This is a genomic window from Sphingobacterium sp. UBA6320, assembly GCF_002440335.1.
Classification (GTDB): domain Bacteria; phylum Bacteroidota; class Bacteroidia; order Sphingobacteriales; family Sphingobacteriaceae; genus Sphingobacterium.
Genome location: NZ_DJTA01000025.1, coordinates 1 through 17,666 on the forward strand (window position 1 = coordinate 1; position 17,666 = coordinate 17,666).

17 protein-coding genes are annotated in these 17,666 nt (G+C 35.2%); 9 read left to right on the forward strand and 8 right to left on the reverse strand.

Going from position 1 to position 17,666, the window contains the following annotated elements:
* Positions 1-43: 43 nt before the first annotated feature.
* Positions 44-1,777: a M61 family metallopeptidase gene (locus tag B3P23_RS16495; RefSeq protein WP_293928195.1), complete on the reverse strand. Its 1,734-nt coding sequence runs from the start codon at positions 1,775-1,777 to the stop codon at positions 44-46.
* 208 nt (positions 1,778-1,985) lie between these two features.
* On the opposite strand from B3P23_RS16495, the gene B3P23_RS16500 reads away from it, so the two are divergent.
* Together B3P23_RS16500 and B3P23_RS16505 are read left to right on the forward strand one after the other, a co-directional pair.
* The gene (locus B3P23_RS16500) at positions 1,986-2,852 is read left to right on the forward strand and encodes an N-acetylglucosamine kinase (protein WP_045753295.1); all 867 of its coding nucleotides are present in this window, start codon (positions 1,986-1,988) and stop codon (positions 2,850-2,852) included.
* Positions 2,853-2,861: 9 nt separating this feature from the next.
* Positions 2,862-3,380, forward strand: coding sequence for a glutathione peroxidase (locus B3P23_RS16505; protein ID WP_094772876.1), 519 nt, complete (start codon positions 2,862-2,864; stop codon positions 3,378-3,380).
* Between the two features lie 218 nt (positions 3,381-3,598).
* On the opposite strand, the gene B3P23_RS16510 is transcribed toward B3P23_RS16505, so the two are convergent.
* Positions 3,599-4,183, reverse strand: a complete 585-nt coding sequence (locus B3P23_RS16510) for a thymidine kinase (protein WP_045756138.1) — start codon at positions 4,181-4,183, stop codon at positions 3,599-3,601.
* 238 nt (positions 4,184-4,421) lie between these two features.
* Between B3P23_RS16510 and B3P23_RS16515 the strand changes: the two genes are divergently transcribed.
* Positions 4,422-5,447, forward strand: a complete 1,026-nt coding sequence (locus tag B3P23_RS16515; RefSeq protein WP_293928199.1) for a hypothetical protein — start codon at positions 4,422-4,424, stop codon at positions 5,445-5,447.
* A gap of 35 nt (positions 5,448-5,482) precedes the next feature.
* On the opposite strand, the gene B3P23_RS16520 is transcribed toward B3P23_RS16515, so the two are convergent.
* Positions 5,483-6,109, reverse strand: coding sequence for a hypothetical protein (locus B3P23_RS16520; protein WP_045756140.1), 627 nt, complete (start codon positions 6,107-6,109; stop codon positions 5,483-5,485).
* Between the two features lie 126 nt (positions 6,110-6,235).
* Between B3P23_RS16520 and B3P23_RS16525 the strand changes: the two genes are divergently transcribed.
* On the forward strand, positions 6,236-6,541 hold the full coding sequence (locus tag B3P23_RS16525; protein WP_045756141.1) for a YbaB/EbfC family nucleoid-associated protein: 306 nt from the start codon (positions 6,236-6,238) through the stop codon (positions 6,539-6,541).
* A gap of 4 nt (positions 6,542-6,545) precedes the next feature.
* On the forward strand, positions 6,546-7,229 hold the full coding sequence (locus B3P23_RS16530) for a metal-dependent hydrolase (RefSeq protein ID WP_045756142.1): 684 nt from the start codon (positions 6,546-6,548) through the stop codon (positions 7,227-7,229).
* A 38-nt stretch (positions 7,230-7,267) separates the two neighbouring features.
* Here B3P23_RS16530 and B3P23_RS16535 read toward each other — a convergent pair whose 3' ends face one another.
* From B3P23_RS16535 to B3P23_RS16545, 3 genes are all read right to left on the reverse strand, one after another.
* Positions 7,268-8,086, reverse strand: a complete 819-nt coding sequence (locus tag B3P23_RS16535; RefSeq protein WP_045756143.1) for a UDP-2,3-diacylglucosamine diphosphatase — start codon at positions 8,084-8,086, stop codon at positions 7,268-7,270.
* 135 nt (positions 8,087-8,221) lie between these two features.
* Complete coding sequence (locus tag B3P23_RS16540; RefSeq protein WP_045756144.1) at positions 8,222-9,076, reverse strand: N-acetylglucosamine kinase; 855 nt, start codon at positions 9,074-9,076, stop codon at positions 8,222-8,224.
* 244 nt (positions 9,077-9,320) lie between these two features.
* Positions 9,321-11,048, reverse strand: coding sequence for an MFS transporter (locus B3P23_RS16545; protein WP_094772860.1), 1,728 nt, complete (start codon positions 11,046-11,048; stop codon positions 9,321-9,323).
* 335 nt (positions 11,049-11,383) lie between these two features.
* Here B3P23_RS16545 and rho point away from each other — a divergent pair, with 335 nt between their 5' ends.
* The gene (gene rho / locus B3P23_RS16550) at positions 11,384-12,865 is read left to right on the forward strand and encodes a transcription termination factor Rho (RefSeq protein ID WP_248754597.1); all 1,482 of its coding nucleotides are present in this window, start codon (positions 11,384-11,386) and stop codon (positions 12,863-12,865) included.
* A 68-nt stretch (positions 12,866-12,933) separates the two neighbouring features.
* Positions 12,934-13,611, forward strand: a complete 678-nt coding sequence (gene pssA / locus B3P23_RS16555; RefSeq protein ID WP_094772859.1) for a CDP-diacylglycerol--serine O-phosphatidyltransferase — start codon at positions 12,934-12,936, stop codon at positions 13,609-13,611.
* 3 nt (positions 13,612-13,614) lie between these two features.
* On the opposite strand, the gene B3P23_RS16560 is transcribed toward pssA, so the two are convergent.
* Together B3P23_RS16560 and folK are read right to left on the reverse strand one after the other, a co-directional pair.
* Positions 13,615-13,968, reverse strand: a complete 354-nt coding sequence (locus tag B3P23_RS16560; RefSeq protein ID WP_293928208.1) for an Hpt domain-containing protein — start codon at positions 13,966-13,968, stop codon at positions 13,615-13,617.
* The gene (gene folK / locus B3P23_RS16565) at positions 13,955-14,446 is read right to left on the reverse strand and encodes a 2-amino-4-hydroxy-6-hydroxymethyldihydropteridine diphosphokinase (protein ID WP_293928211.1); all 492 of its coding nucleotides are present in this window, start codon (positions 14,444-14,446) and stop codon (positions 13,955-13,957) included. Before folK ends, B3P23_RS16560 begins: the two co-directional genes overlap by 14 nt.
* Before the next feature lie 111 nt (positions 14,447-14,557).
* Between folK and sppA the strand changes: the two genes are divergently transcribed.
* Together sppA and B3P23_RS16575 are read left to right on the forward strand one after the other, a co-directional pair.
* A complete protein-coding gene (gene sppA / locus B3P23_RS16570; RefSeq protein WP_293928214.1) occupies positions 14,558-16,321 on the forward strand; it encodes a signal peptide peptidase SppA in 1,764 nt (587 codons plus the stop codon).
* 112 nt (positions 16,322-16,433) lie between these two features.
* Positions 16,434-17,624, forward strand: coding sequence for a phosphoglycerate kinase (locus tag B3P23_RS16575; RefSeq protein WP_045753398.1), 1,191 nt, complete (start codon positions 16,434-16,436; stop codon positions 17,622-17,624).
* Positions 17,625-17,666 lie beyond the last annotated feature (42 nt).

Here is a 17,666-nt window from a genome sequence, read left to right on the forward strand (position 1 = left end):
AACTTTTTGGGGGCACTGCATCGGTAAGACAGCCTTTTATTTGTTATGATAGCCAGAATTGAGCTAATTTTTGCTGTTCTTCGGATTGATTTTTTAATGGCTGGATACGGAACATCTTTTTATTGTTGGCCCGTATCTGAATTTTAAGTTCTTTTATTATTCCGTCTCGTGCGATCAAGATATCTAAAATCTCGCCCTGAGTACTATGCTGCATAAAATAATCATACTCTTTATCTTTCATATCTAGGCGTATACCATTAATCGCAATTAATTCATCACGAACATTGAGACCTCCATCCCAAGCCCCTGATCCTTTTTCTACTGCGGTAATAATATGCATACCATCATTTTTTTGATAATTTATTCCAAGGCTTAGGTAATTGCTTTCGGCATTTATATCTATCATTTCATATCCCACTAAGTTGAAATAGTCGTTGTAAGGAAGTTCCCCATTTTCATGTGCTGCTTGGAAGATATCAGCGACTGAAATTCCAGAAACTTGCTCTACCAGTTGTTGAAATTCGTGCTCTTCAAATCCTCTATTTTCCTGTATATAGAAATAGTCGTAAGCTACTTTTAATACGTCATCTAATTTTTTTGTTCCTTTTGATGCTGCAATTATTTTTAAATCTAAAAACACGGTGAGCATAGCCCCTTTATTGTAATAGGAGATGCTAGAATTGGGTGAGTTTTCATCTTGTCTGTAATACTTGATCCAGGCATCAAAACTTGCTTCGGCCGCAGATTGTATGAGATGGCCAGGACGATTGAGTACAGTCGTAAAATCGTTTGCTAATAAATTGAGATACTCTTGCTCAGAAAAGAAACCACACCTTTTGATGATTAAATTGTCATAGTATGAGGTAAATCCTTCCATGATCCATAGACCGGTGGTGTAGTTTTCTTGATCATAATCAAATGGACCTAGCGCTTTAGGACGTAGACGTTTTACATTCCATAAATGAAAGTACTCATGTGCAATGAGACTTAAATATGTTTTGTAAGATCCTTCATTGCTATAGGCTGTTCTGGATGCTCCCAGTACTGTTGAATTGAGATGTTCTAATCCTCCTCCTCCTGACTGATAGTTATGGGTGATGAAGACATATCTTTTGTTGGGGTTGGAGCCCCAAATGCGGGTTTCTTCTTCTACTATTTTTTGAACATCTGCACTTAATCTTTCTTTATTGTATGTGCCGCCTCCTACCATGGCAAATTCATGTTCTACGTCCGACGCTTGGATCGTCCATATATCTTGATTGCCTATTTCAATGGGGGAATCGTATAGAATATCAAAGTCTGGTGCAAAAAATGTATGATGTTCAACTTTTTCAAGACCCGTTGAAATATATTTCCAATTTTCTGCAGGGAAAAATTTTACGGTTACAGATTCATCAATCATACCGTCTATATGTAGGAAAGTTGCGGTTGGTACAATGAAAGCATGTTCGTCATTAATGAAATTAGTCCGGACGGAGCTCTCAAAACCATAGACATGATAGTTGATCACTAATGAGTTTACATTTTTGCAGTAAATACGCCACGTGTTTTTACTAATTTTTTCATATTTTACATGATCTTCGACAGAGAATCGTTCTAATTGTTTTGAATATTCGCGTATTAAGTAGGATCCTGGAGACCAAACGGGCATTTTTAAGTCAATGAAATCTGTTTGAATTTCTTTGATAGACATTTTTATATCTGCGTAATGTGCTTGAGGCTCACTAAAGGAAACATCAAAATGTACTTTTGATGTACTATTACTTTTTTCGATCATTTTAAAGCGTTAAATAACTGATACGTATATCAGTTCAAAATTTATTTGTGGTTTACAAAAGTACAAGGTTATGTGTGTTATACAAAATTTATTGGTGAATGTTTTGGGTGTCGTTAGTAATTTTGCTTTGAGGGCAAATGTTAAGTTATTTTAAAACTTGAAAATTTTGTATATTTGATACGCTCCATGGAGCATAATCTTTTTATTTATGATTTTAGTTGTTGATAGTGGTTCATCCAAATCAGATTGGAAATTGGAACTTCCAGATAGTCCTCCTTTGTCTTTTTCTACAAATGGGCTCAATCCTTTTTTTGTAAATGATAAAGAAATTACTCGGGTGATCAAAGAGATACCTGAAATTATACCTTATGCTAACGAAATAACGGAGCTTTATTTTTATGGTGCCGGCTGCATCTCTCCTGATAGAAGGGAAATGGTTTCAAATGCCTTGACGCCATTGTTTGAAAATGCATTTATATCTGTTGAGAATGATCTGGTTGGAAGTGCATTAGCTACTTGTGGCAAGAACAAAGGTTATATAGCAACTTTAGGTACGGGATCTGATATCAGTTTTTTTGATGGTGAGGAGGTGCAACCTTCTAACTATGGCAATGGTTATGTGTTAGGTGATGAGGGCTCAGGAGCTTGGTTTGGGAAAAAGTTAATCACTTTATTTCTGTATGGAAGGCTTCCAAAAGATCTGGCTGAGAATTTTGCTGAACATTATCGGGTAACAAAGGAGATCGTTATTAAGAATGTTTATCAAAAGGAGAGACCAAATGCTTATTTGGCTTCATTTGCACCATTTTTATCGGCTAATATTACGCATCCTTTTATTGATGAAATTGTTCGGTCAGGTTTTGAAGAATATGTTCAGACATGTGTACTCACGTATCAGGATTATCAAGATTATGAATGTCATTTTGTGGGTTCTATCGCTTATTATCTTGATTTGATACTCCGTGATGTATGTAATGGTCATCATATTAAAATTGGTAAAATATTAAAATCGCCGATCAACGAATTGTTTGATTTTGTGATTGAAAGAGAAAAAAGTTCACTTATAAATTTTTAACACAACATGATGATTTTATCCACAATTATTGCTTGTTTTTCCATGATATTTGGAAATCCCAGCATCTATGATTATACCTTTAAAAGTCTAGATGGTCATGACGTCAAGATGTCTTCTTTTAAAGGAAAGAAAATTCTAATAGTCAATACGGCTTCTAAATGTGGCTTTACGAAGCAGTATAAGGATTTGCAAGAGCTGTATAAGCAGTATGGTAAAGATTTGGTGATTATCGGATTTCCAGCCAACAATTTTGGAAATCAGGAGCCTGGTACTAATGATGATATTCAGGAATTTTGTCAGCAAAATTTCGGTGTTGAATTTTTGATGGCTGAAAAGGTTGAGGTGAAAGGAGACCAAATTGATCCACTGTTTAAATATTTAACCAGTCAGGACAATCCAGATTTTAAAGGAGAAATTAAATGGAACTTTGAAAAGTTTCTAATTGATGAGCATGGTAAACTGGTGCACCGCTATCGTTCAGCTGTCAATCCATTGTCCGATGAAATTGTCAATTGGGTAAAAAAATAGAAATTGAAAGCCAACAGATTTATTTGTTGGTTTTTTTTTGATCGTATTTTCAATAGGTGTGCAAAAAGAAAGTCCACCTTGGGAGGGTGGACTTTAACTAACCAATTATAAACCTAAATTATGAAAAGTATTTTATAGCTACTAATAGCTGTTATTATCTTGTTTCATATAGATATACAAACCTAATGCCAAAAAATAGTTCGAATATTAAAATATTGTTAAGAGTTTGTTAAATTATAGTAACATCTTCTGCATCTTGCTTCATATGCTTCTTTTTCGCCTAAAAGTACAGTGGTTGTATCTGATGAAGTTCTAAAAGAATAATTTGCTGGGGCTCCGCATTGCATACAAACGGCATGTACTTTAGTGACATGTTCGGCAATAGCCATAATATTAGGAATGGGGCCAAAGGGTTGTGCTTTGAAATCCATATCCAATCCGGCTACTATGACACGAATTCCTTTATTTGCCAAATTGACACAGACCTCTGTCAAACCTTCATCAAAAAATTGTGCTTCATCTATACCAACTACTTGTGTATCGTTGCTGAGTAACAAAATTGATGATGAATGATCTACTGGCGTGGATGGAATACTGTTGCTATCGTGTGAAACTACCAAAAGATCATCATACCTTTTATCTACTGCTGGCTTGAAAATTTCAACATGGAGTTTGGCATATTGTGCTCGCTTAAGTCTTCTAATGAGTTCTTCGGTCTTACCCGAGAACATGGAACCACAAATAACTTCGATACTTCCATATGCAGGCCCTCGTTGGGTAAAATTATGTTCAGAAAAAAGCATTTAAATGAATTAAAATCAATAAATTGAGTATTATCTCTAATCAGTGCGAAATCTGATTTTTAAAGTAAAATAATACGGATTAAGTCCTGCTAATATCAGAATTTAATATTAAATTTGAGTCTATAATAACTAAAATACTGAACAATAAAGTATAAATCAGTAAGTTGGAAATAGCGTTTAATTCCATTTGTAAAATTTAAGCTTTTACTGGCATCAAGAACAAAGAAATGTATAATTTATGGCGACGAAACAAAATTTATTTGATAAGATAGGCGATGTATTGCAAGAGTTGGAAGTACAGTATTTAGCACTTTCAAAAAATGGTTTTGAAAATAAAAAAACTGATTTAGCTCTGTTAGAGGCTACTGCACAATATCTTGCTGCTCAAGTAGGGGTGTTAAAGGCACAGGATCTCCTCGATAAAGAACAGAAATTGGCTCGGGAAGATGAACCTGCTGCGCCAAAAGTAGTACATAGTCAAGTAGAAGAAGAAAAGGTGTCGTTTAATAATTACTTTACTCCACCTTCCAATTTGTTTCAAGGTAGTCTGCAGAAGAAAGAAGAGCAGCCTATTGCTCATGCTGATGTCGTCATTGAAAAAAATCATTTAACAGGTGGAAATGATATTTTGGATACGGATGCTGAACAAACGCATGCGGATGAAGTGAGTCCTGCCCAGGAATTCAATCCTACTGAATCGGTTAAAGCTACTGAAGAGGCTAACGTTGAACGTGAAGTAGTGGATAGCGAGCAGGTGTATGTTAGACCTGTGGTGCCTGAAGAGAAAGTTGAGATAAGCGATGCTCCATCAGCAATACCGGAAATGGAGCAAGAAAAAGTGATTGTTCATGAAGTAATCGAAGAATCAAAGGAAATTTTCATAGAAGAAGAAATCCGTGTGGAAGCTTCAAGCGAACCTGAAACTACTGCTCGACCTTTAACATTAAATGAAATTATTTCACAACAAAAGAAAGCTGGTGTTCAAAATCGTGTTTTTGAAATGAATAATCCAACAGGCAATTCAGGACAGGTGAAGGATATTAAGACGATCATCAATTTGAATGATAAGCTTTTGTTTATTAAAGATCTGTTCAACGGCTATAGTTTGGCTTATAGCGAAGCAATTGAGTTACTGAATCGTTGTAATGATTATGCAGAAGCAGACGCATTTTTACAAACCAATTATGCTGTAAAAAATAAATGGGTCGAAAAACCTAATAGTGTTGATAAGCTTTATGCTTTGATTAGAAAGAGATTTGCATAACTACAATAAAAAAGCTGACTACTAAGTCAGCTTTTTTATTGTAGTTGAAATTGAATCCAAGTGGTGCCTTCTAACCCATAAAAAAAGTATTTGGGTTGCAGTATCTCGGCTAATGTTTCTAATTCTAGGCAGTAGTTTTTCCCTGGAATTTTTCCGAATTTTTCTTTATTGATTAAGAAAACCTGATTTAGCTTAATGGCATTGGTATCATACCAGTTTGAATCCGATAGTAGATTAGGAATTTGTGCAATTGTTAATTCCTCATCATTGATGATCATGACTTTATCAGCTTCTGCAATATTATTGGTTGGTATGCCGCCCGCAATGGTCAGACATTCTTGCAAATAATTGCTGGAGTTTATTACTGTTGGGTTTAGTCCGTCTAAAACAACGACTTTAGGACGATCTGATGCTGTGATAAATTTCAGCTTATGGATGATGATATGGACTTCATCATCTAAAATTTCTAAAAGATCAGCTGTTTTTTCAGTTTTATTTAATACTTGACCTATACACTTGGTGTAATTTATGATATCGTTACTCGTCACCAAGTTACTGGGTATGGCATAGATTTCATCTAAAATTCCTTGTGGCAAATGAGCTTGATCAACTTCATATTGATTTAGGATAGCTTCAACTAAAATTTCTTGATTGCTTTGCATGTTGCAAATTTACGAAAGGATGATTTGATTTGCGAATTAAATTGAAAGGTAATTTTGACATCTATGTTTTGAATTCAAATGTGTAAATTGCCCTATATTTAGAATTGTAAATTTAGATCTTATATTATGTTTGATAAATTATTCCAAGCACAACAAAAGGCACAAGAAATTAAACAGCGATTAGATAATATTTCCGTATTTGGAGAAGCTGAGGGTGGACTGATAAAAGTTGTTGCGACCGCTAATAAGGAAATTAAGGAAATTACAATTGATCCGATTTTTTTGAGTAATGCGGACAAAGAGGAGCTGGAGGAACTACTTGTAGTGGCTTTAAATAAGGCGATGGTACAAGCGGAAAATGTGAGTCAATCCGAAATGTCTGCTGCTAGTCAGGATATGTTAGGTGGATTAGGTGGACTATTTAATCAATAAAATTATGAAAGCTACTTATTATGGACAATCTTGTGTTGCATTTAACTTTGATGGACATGAGGTATTAATGGATCCATTTATCAGTTATAATCCATTGGCAAAAGCGATTGATGTAAATGCGATCTTACCTGAATATATTTTTTTAAGTCATGGACATCAGGATCATGTAGCTGATATGGCTCAAATTCAAAAGAATAGCCAAGCTACAGTTGCTGCTATTGTGGAGACTGCTGCTTGGGTAAGAAAACAAGGTGTACCAGATGATAAGGTAATTGAATTTAACTTAGGAGGGACTATAAAAACTTCTTTTGGTACAGTCAAGATGGTATATGCTTTACATACTAACAGTACTCCAGATGGTGAATATGGTGGATTTCCTGTTGGATTTATCTTATATTCTGGGAATAAGAAAATTTACTTTGCTGGAGATACCGCGCTGACCATGGAAATGAAATTGTTGGCTGATATTGAACTAGATTGGGCTTTTTTACCTATCGGTGGACATTATACAATGGACGTTGATGATGCAGTAAGAGCTGCGGAATTTATCGATTGTGATAAAATAGTAGGAATTCATTATGACACATTTCCTCCAATTACTATTGACAAAGTCAATGCAGTAGAAAAATTTGCTAATTGCGGCAAGACATTGTACTTACCTGCAATCGGTGAATCGATCGAATTATAGCTATAAAAGGGGAATTATGTGTTAATTCCCCTTTTATATTATATAGTAACTAATTTTTTTAAATCTTCTAAAGTGAAAATGGGTGTATCCGCTAGCTTATTTTTCATGATAGACTCTTTATAGTCTTCGTAATGGAACAATGTCCATTTGCCGTTATGATATTCTAGACTACTCAGGTTTTCAACCCAATCGCCGGAGTTCATATAGGTTACGGTTCCTTTTCTTGTGATGACTTCCTTGATTTGTGGTTGGTGGATGTGTCCGCAGATTACGTAGTCATAGTTTTTCTCAATCGCTAATTCTGTAGCGGTTTCTTCGAAATCTGAAATATATTTGACTGCTTTCTTGACACTATTTTTTATTTTTTTAGATAGGGAATATTTTTCTCGCCCCATTTTGACTAGTATCCAATTGATGAAATGATTGAGCTGAATCAATTTATCATATCCCCAGCCACCTAGTTTGGCCAACCATTTGGAATGTTGAATGGAAGCATCAAATACGTCACCATGGAATATCCATGCTTTTTTATTATTGAGTGATAGCAGAAGTTTATTGGTTAATTTGATATTGCCCAGTTTGAGATCAGCAAATTTTCGGAGCATTTCGTCGTGGTTGCCTGTGATATAATAGACTTCTGTACCGTTAGCACTTAAATCAATGATTTTTTTGATCACATGCAAATGCTCTGATGGGAAGTAACTTTTTTTGAACTGCCAGATATCGATTATATCACCATTCAAAATGAGCATTTTTGGAGCGATGGATTCTAGGTAATACAACAACTCTTTTGCATGACTTCCATGGGTTCCGAGATGAATGTCTGATAGTACTACAATATCGAGGTTTCGTTTCATAACTTCGTTTTTTCAAAAGACGCATTTTAATATGATGTGTGTATAAATGCTTTGTTATGAAATTATTAACAAACATAAAGGGTGGAAATCATGATTTCCACCCTTTATGTTTGTTAGTATTAAAATAGGGCGTGCCTATTTTGAAGCTCTATTAATGTGAAACTGAACTAAATCATCAATCGGCGAGCGTAAGATCTTACCTACTTTCATTCCATATTGTAATGCCTTTTCTTCCAGTACATTGCGGAAATTGTAGCCTACAGATCCGATACAATTAAAGGTGTATTCTTGGTAATTAGGATATTTACTTACTAAGTTTTTGAAAAATGCTTCAAAAGCTTCGTCAACGATAGCACGAGTATATTCAATATTCACGTTGTTGTCGTAAACAAATTTACTAAAACTAGCGCAGAAACGATTTGCTAAAGGTTTTGTGTATACCGCATCCATGATCTCATCAGGTGTGATTTTGTAGGTATCGTAAAATACTTTACGAACATCTTGAGGCATTAAATCACGGATATAATCAGCTAATAATTTTTTACCAATATAACTGCCGCTACCTTCGTCTCCTAAAATGTATGCACAAGAATCGATGTTGTAGGTGATGTTTTGTCCATCATAGATACAAGAATTGGTTCCTGTACCTAAAATAGCTGCGAATCCAGCTTCTTTACCTAGTAAAGCTCTTGCTGCGGCAAGTAAATCATGGCCAACTTCAACTTGAGCTTGTGGGAAAACTTCTTGAATAGCTTTTACGACGATTTCTGCTTTTTCTTTATTGTGTACACCTGCCCCGTAGTAGTTAACCTCTTTAATATCATCAAATGGTAAATCATTGGGAAGGCCTTTTTTTAATGAATTAACGATATACTCGCTATCCACAAAATATGGGTTGTATCCTTCAGTGTTGAAGTAAATTTTTTTGTTTGAATCATCTAACAAACACCAGTTTGTTTTCGTTGATCCTCCGTCAGCAATAATAATCATTATTGAGTAGTTTTAATTGAGTTTTTCGTTTTAAAATGGGATTATTAGAATCCGATTTTCGAAAATACATTTTTTTATTTATAATTTATGTATCCCCAGCGTACTAAAATAAAAAATTATTTCGACCATAAAATTTCTTTTACATAAAAAACGCCTTAAAATTATATTTAAGGCGCTTTTTGTTGATTTCTATCAAATTAGTTTGATAGTGTATTTTTTACAATTAGTTGGGGTTTTGGAGAGCTTAATGTCCTCCTTCTGCTTCAATATCATCGATATTAATACCTTGTTTTTTCAATACTGATCTTACTGCGATTGCAAAGAATACAATGTAGACAAATCCAAGTAATGGAAGTAAGTAAGAATTATGTATACCGATGATGTCGGCCAATTTTCCTTGAATAGGAGGGATGATACCTCCACCTAAGATCATCATGACTAAGAATGCTGATCCTTGAGCAGTATACTTACCAAGGCCTACAATGGATAAACTGAAAATAGAAGACCACATAATCGAACATGCTAATCCACCTGCTAAAAATGAATAAATCGCTACTGTTCCAGAAGATAATAAGCCTACTGTCATCGCTATGATACCAAATAAGCCAAAAACGATCAATGTACGAGCAGGTTTTTCTTTACTTAAGTAGAATGCACCGATTTGGATGATAATACAGATCACATAATAATAAAGATGTGTCATTTCAAATCCAGCCATTGTATTAACGCCTATAATAATAGAAAAAGCGACTAGTGGCACAATGATCAATAGGATATTTTTAGTTGATTTTGTTAGATTGAAAGCTGTAATTGCTCCAGCCCAACGTCCGATCATCATACTTCCCCAATACATGGATACATATGGAGTGATTTGTGATGATTGAAGACTTCCAAATTCTTTTAAAGTAAGCAGTTCACCTAAGTTACTTCCTATGGCTACTTCAACACCTACATATAAAAATAAGGCAATCATACCCAAGACAAGTTGTGGATATTTCATTGCGCCCCATCCTTCGGCATTTTTTTGTGCTTTAACGTTGGCGAATATCAGTCCACCTACTACGACAATAAGAGCTCCTGCTAACCAAAGCATGCGTTGTATCTCCAGTGGATGAGCAAGTTCTTTGATTTGAAGTTTTAATTGGTCAATACTTGCTGGATCTGTTAGGGTCTTTAATTGTGCATTTAATTGCTCTAACTGTAATGCTATTTCACTTTTGTAACTTAAAAATACCGGTGTAAACATAGCAAAAAGCAAAATCGTCATGATAACCAAGGTATTTAACGCCTTGTTTGCTTTTTCCATAGGCTCATTGCTGATTCCAGCAGGAACTTTTTTACTAAAATAAAATAGACTTGCTGCTAATAGAAACAACAGACCAACACCTATGTAAAGATAGACTACTTTGTCTAAGGGTAAATTTGCAATTTCAGAATCTGATATTTTCTCAAATGTTCCAAATAAGGCAAAACCAATTACTAATGGGCCTATCGTTGTTCCAAAAGAATTGACACCGCCGCCCAAATTAACACGTGAGGCTCCAGTTTTAGGGTCGCCCAATAAAACAGCGAATGGATTGGCTGCTGTTTGTTGAAGTGAAAAACCTAGTGCTACGGTAAATAGACCTAAGAGCATACCTATATATACGTTGACTTCTACGGCTACGATCATCGCGCCGGCACCGAGTGCAGAGAAAAGTAAACCATATACAATACTTTTTTTGTACCCCCACTTACCTACTAAATCCTTTCCGGAAAATGTACTGAAAATGAAAAGAAGTAGTGCTCCTAAATAATAGGCGGTGTAGAAGGCAAAGTCAATCAATTGTGATTGAAATTGATCCAAGTGAAAGTAGTTTTTACAAAAAGGAATAAATACACTATTTCCTGCTGCAATAAAGCCCCAAAAGAAAAATACAATAATTAATGTATAAAGGGCTGGATAATTCGTTTTAATGAGTTTATTTTCCATCTAAATCGTTTGCTTTGTTTTTTTTGCACCGCTAACTTAAAAAAAAAATGTCATAATCAAATATAATATTGTCGTTAGGAAGTTCGTTTCCATTTTTAGTAAAACGATTTAACAAAAAATGTTTTGTTAAAAATTTGTTTTTTTTTGTAATTTATTTTGAATTGTCATATTTGTTTTTTTTCTTTGTGCAGGTTCTCATAATTTATTCCGCTTCAGGTATAAAAGAAATCACTTAGTTCTTAAATCCCTTGGTTTGTTAATCAAAATGATTAATGGAGCGCAATAAATAGATTTCATTTTAAAATAAAATCCTAATATATCATAATAAAAATTTAATGGATATTAATGAATTAAATGCAAAACTCGTGTCTGAATTACGCGAAATTGCAAAATTAATAGGTATCGGTGACGCTGATAAGCTTAGAAAGCAAGAACTTATAGAAAAAATTATCAGTACTGGTGATGACGCAGAAAATACTTCTGAAGTAAAGGAGGAGCATCATGATGAATCAACTGAGCGACCTAGAAAAAGAATAAGAACGGCAAAAACATCAGAACCGGTCCCTGTTCGCAAAAAAGAAAAAGAAGAAACAGATTCAACTACTGAAGTAGTAAACTCAGAATCTGAAGAAAATATAAAAGCTGCTCCAGCAATAAAACCAACTCCAACAAAAGCAGAATCAACTTCATCAAATGCTGATTTCGACAATGTGATTGTCAACGAAGGGGTGTTGGAGATTATGCCTGATGGTTATGGATTTTTACGCTCTTCTGACTATAATTATTTAACATCCCCGGATGATATTTATGTTTCTCAGTCTCAAATCAAATTATTTGGATTAAAAACTGGTGATACGGTAAGGGGAAGTATCAGACCTCCGAAAGAAGGCGAAAAATATTTTCCATTAGTGCGCGTAGAGGCGATCAATGGTCAAAATCCTGCTGAAATTCGTGATCGTGTTCCTTTTGATTTCTTAACGCCATTATTTCCTAATGAGCGTCTGAACTTGGATTTAGGAACAAGTAATTATTCGACACGTATCATGGATTTGTTTACACCGATTGGTAAAGGTCAACGTGGTCTAATCGTTGCTCAACCAAAAACGGGTAAAACAAATTTATTAAAAGAGGTTGCAAATGCAATCGCTAAAAACCACCCTGAGGTCTACTTAATTATTTTATTAATTGATGAAAGACCAGAAGAGGTAACGGATATGGCTAGAAGTGTACGTGCTGAAGTAGTTTCATCTACTTTTGATGAGCCTGCTGAGCGTCATGTGAAAATTGCTAATATCGTATTGGAAAAAGCAAAACGTATGGTCGAATGTGGTCACGATGTGGTGATCTTGTTAGATTCAATCACTCGTTTGGCCCGTGCTTATAATACGGTTGCTCCTGCTTCTGGTAAAATTTTATCTGGTGGTGTGGATGCTAATGCTTTACATAAACCAAAGCGTTTCTTCGGTGCTGCTCGTAATATTGAGCATGGCGGTTCATTGACTATTTTAGCGACTGCGCTGACAGAGACTGGATCTAAAATGGATGAAGTGATCTTTGAAGAGTTTAAAGGTACAGGTAACATGGAATTACAATTGGATCGTAAGTTGGCGAATAAACGTATTTTCCCTGCTATCGATTTGACTGCTTCTAGTACACGTCGTGATGATTTATTAATGGATAAAGAATCGATTCGTCGTCTTTGGATATTGCGTAATCATTTGGCAGATATGAATTCTAATGAAGCAATGGAATTTTTATTAGCGCAAATGCGTGGTACTAAGTCCAATGAAGAGTTTTTGATCAGTATGAATGGGTAATCCCATTTGATTTTAATAATTTAGCCATCATTTATTAAAATGATGGCTTTTTTATTTATACAGAAAACATGAAAAAACATATTCCTAATACCATAACCTGTTTAAATCTATTTAGTGGATGTATCGGAGTACTGATGGCGCTAAAGGGGGATTATATGTCAGCTGCCTATTGTGTGTTGGCGTCTGGTATATTTGATTTTTTTGATGGTATGGTTGCGCGCCTCTTGCACGTGAAATCGAATATTGGAAAAGAATTGGATTCGTTGGCTGATATGGTAAGTTTTGGCTTCTTACCAGGTGTCATTATGTATAAATTGCTGGGAGAGGTTTTTGTTGATCAACCTGCAGTAGCTTATTTGGGATTTGTCGTGACCATCTTTTCGGCATTGCGTCTCGCTAAATTTAATTTGGATGAACGTCAAACGACCGACTTTATTGGTTTAAATACACCAATGAATACCTTTTACGTGTTGTCGTTGCCTTTTATTGCAGAAAAATACCCACAGATCATCCTGAATCCTTTTTTTCTGTTAATAAGCGTTGCTATAACGAGCTATCTGTTGATCAGTGAGATTAAACTGTTTTCGATGAAATTGTCTTCGATGTCCTGGGAAGAAAATAAATTTAAATTTATTTTCGTGATTTTGGCAATTGCGCTTTTTGCTATTTTTCAGTTTATAGCCTTGCCTATGATATTGCTCATCTATATTATCCTTTCGTTGTTACATTTTCAACGTTTGAAATAATCGTTATAGTGATTTTTCATATTGCTCCAATTCATTAAATAGTTCATCGAACACTATTTTTAACGAATTGAATTGTGATTGAATGTGATCAATAGCGGCTATCTCTTTTGCTGATGTTTCCAGTAGTTGTAATTGATCTTTTAAATACGAGGCTCCAATATATTCCATTGTTGGTTTGATATGATGGGCGGCACTCATTATTTGTTGATGATCTGTTTGTTGGACTGCTTTTGTTAATTTTTCAAAATCTATTGGAGTCTGTGTCCGGTACAGTGCAATAAACTCTCTGATCATTTCTTCATTATTAAACATACTTTGTTCAATAATTTCGGGTTTAATGTGTTTATATATGGTCATTATAAATATGTACGTCTAAGGGGTCTGTGCATATGGCTAACAGCTCATCGTTAGTCTTATTTAAAACTGGATGTATGTAATCGGGCGCGATTTCAACCAATGGGATGAGCGTAAATTTACGGTCCTGGATGTAAGGGTGTGGAATTTGAAGATGTGGCAAGTTGACGCTTTCATTTTCATAATATAAGATATCAATATCTATGACACGTGCTCCCCATTTTTGAGAACGAACTCTTCCTAATTGATTTTCTATACGTTGACAGATTTCTAAGGTTTCAATAGGATTGAGGAATGTTTTAACCTGAATAACCTGATTGAGAAAACTAGGTTGTTCTTCTACGCCCCAAGCTGCGGTTTCGACGATCGTAGATACTCTTGTAATTTTTCCAATTGAACTTGCAATAGCGATTAACGCGTCATTTAATTGCGCTGTTCGATCGCCAAGATTTGCTCCTAATAAAATGTAGATGCTTTTCACCTTATAAATATAGAATTTTAGTTAATTATATGAAAGATTTAAAAATATATTTGTAACATTTGTACAGAATTGACAACTAATGAATCAATTGAACTTTAGATTTTTTATTATATGAGATCATTTTTTAAATATGTACTGGCTACTGTCACTGGAATTGTGATATCAACAGTAGTTTTATTTGTTATAGCACTCGGTATTATAGGTGCATTGGTGACTTCAGCTTCTTCGGAAAAGGAGGTTATCGTGAAAGATAATACGCTTTTATACCTTACTTTTAATCATGCGATTTCAGAGCGTTCGGTGGAAAATCCATTTGGCTCTCTGGATATCCCGGGCTATAACTTGAAGAATCTAGGTTTGGATGATATTCTTGCTAGAATTAGAAATGCAAAGGAGGATGGTAAAATTAAAGGCATCTATATGGATGCGAGCACAATCGCTACTGGATTTGCTAGTCTAAAAGAAATTAGAGATGCTTTGCTGGATTTTAAATCATCAGGTAAGTTTATCGTTGCTTATAATGAAAGCTATTCTCAAAAAGCATATTACCTAGCGAGTGTTGCTGATCAAATATATGTAAATCCAGAAGGAACGATTGATTTTAAAGGTTTGGCCAGTTCTACTATGTTTATGAAAGATGCTTTCGATAAATTTGGAGTTGATATGCAGGTGGTCAAAGTCGGGACTTTTAAAAGTGCGGTTGAACCGTATTTCTTAAATGAAATGAGTGCTGCAAACCGTTTGCAAGTAAATTCATATTTGGGAAGTATCTATGATTCTTTTATTCAGGAGATTTCAACTTCTAGAAAAATGAGTGCGGATTCATTGCGGAATATTGCTCATAATTATTTGGTTCGAAATGCAGATGATGCTGTGCGTTATAAATTGGCTGACGCTAAATTCTATAAAGATGAACTGATTTCAGAATTAAAGAAAAAACTGAACGTATCGGCAAAGGATGATCTATCCGTTGTATCTTTAATGGATTATAAATCGAAAACAAATACCAGTTCTGAGACATCTCAAGTCGCGGTTTTGTATGCTGAAGGTGCAATTGTAAGTGGTGAAGGATCTAAAGATGAAATAGGCTCGGATAAAATCTCTAGAGAGCTTCGGAAGTTGCGTGAGAATGAAGATGTGAAAGCTGTAGTTTTTCGCGTTAATTCACCTGGAGGATCTGCTTTAGCTTCTGATGTTATTTGGAGAGAGGTCGAATTGACAAAAAAGGTAAAACCGATCGTTGTTTCTATGGGTGATTATGCTGCTTCTGGTGGTTATTATATTTCTGCTGCCGCGGATTCTATCTTTGCGGAGAATAATACAATTACAGGTTCCATCGGCGTGTTTGGTGTGATTCCCAATTTTAAAAACTTGTTGAACAATAAAATTGGTGTACACTTTGATGGTGTTAAAACAGGTAAGTTTTCGGATTTGGGTATGGTTCCCGATAGACCTTTAACTGCTGAAGAACGTGATATCATCCAGATGGAAGTGAATCGTGTGTATCAAACATTTATGAAACGTGTTTCGGATGGAAGAAAAATAACTGTTGCTCAGGTTGATACTATTGGTCAAGGTCGTGTCTGGACGGGTAAACAAGCGCTTGAAATCGGTTTGGTAGATCGTATTGGTGGTATCGATGATGCTATAAAATCTGCTGCTAAAAAAGCTAAAATAGCTCAATATGCGGTCAAGCAATATCCGGCTAAAGATGATGCCTTATCTATGTTTTTAAATTCATCTAAGGAAAAGGTGCAGATCTGGATGGCTCAGCAACAAATGGGGGAGTTTTATAATTATTTTAATGTAATTAAAAATGTTTCCAGTCAAACGGGTATTATGGCAAAATTGCCATATTCGATTGAAATACATTAATTCTTTTCAAATTTATCAAAAAAAGCCTTTTATTATTCGGATAGTAAAAGGCTTTTTTTATATTTAGCTGTCCATTTGAATGGACTAGTAATACTTCACAAAAACAATAGAAATGAAAACAGTAGATAATTTAAACTTCGCTGACAAAAAAGCGCTGATACGTGTTGATTTTAACGTTCCCTTAGATGATAATTTTAATATTACAGACGATAATAGAATTCAAGGTGCAACTCCTACGATTAAAAAGATCTTAACTGATGGTGGATCGGTTATTTTGATGTCACACTTAGGTAGACCAAAAGACGGACCGACGGATAAATATTCATTAAAACACATTGTATCCCATTTATCTCAAGTTTTAGGTGTAGATGTTCAATTTGCAAATGATTGTATTGGTGAAGAGGCTGTAGATAAAGCGAAGAACTTGAAACCTGGTCAAGTATTACTTTTAGAAAATCTTCGTTTTTATAAAGAGGAAGAAAAGGGTGATGTCGCTTTTGCTGAGAAGTTAGCGAAATTGGGAGATGTGTATGTGAATGATGCTTTTGGTACAGCGCATCGTGCACATGCTTCTACTGCAGTGATTGCACAATTTTTTCCTGATGCCAAATATTTTGGTTATTTAATGGCTGCAGAACTTGGAAATGCAGAGAAAGTTTTAAATAAGGCTGAACGTCCATTCACTGCTATTATGGGCGGGGCTAAGGTTTCAGATAAATTAGAATTAATCGAAGCTTTATTGGACCGTGTTGATAATTTGATTATCGGTGGTGGTATGGCTTATACTTTTGTAAAGGCTCGTGGCGGTGAGATCGGAAAATCATTGGTAGAACTTGATAAGTTGGATTTGGCTACAGCATTGGTTAAGAAAGCTGCTGATAAAGGTGTGAAATTAATACTACCTACTGATGCTCAGATTGCAGATAAATTTGCTAATGATGCTCAAGTGTATGATGGTCCTAATGATGAGATCCCTGCAGAATTGCAAGGTCTTGATATCGGTAAGGAATCGGGTGCTGCTTTTGCGAAAGTAATCGAGGCGTCTAAAACGATTCTTTGGAATGGTCCTATGGGTGTTTTTGAATTTGATACTTTTGCTACTGGAACAAAAGCTGTTGCAGATGCAGTGGTGAGTGCAACTGAAAAGGGTGCTTTCTCCTTGATCGGTGGTGGAGATTCTGCTGCTGCGGTTTCTAAATTTGGCATGACTGAACAAGTAAGCTATGTATCGACAGGTGGTGGTGCTTTGCTAGAATATATGGAGGGTAAGGTATTACCTGGTGTAAAAGCTATAGAGGATTAATTAATCATAAAAATAATGAAGCAAAAGGCATCGATGTGATGC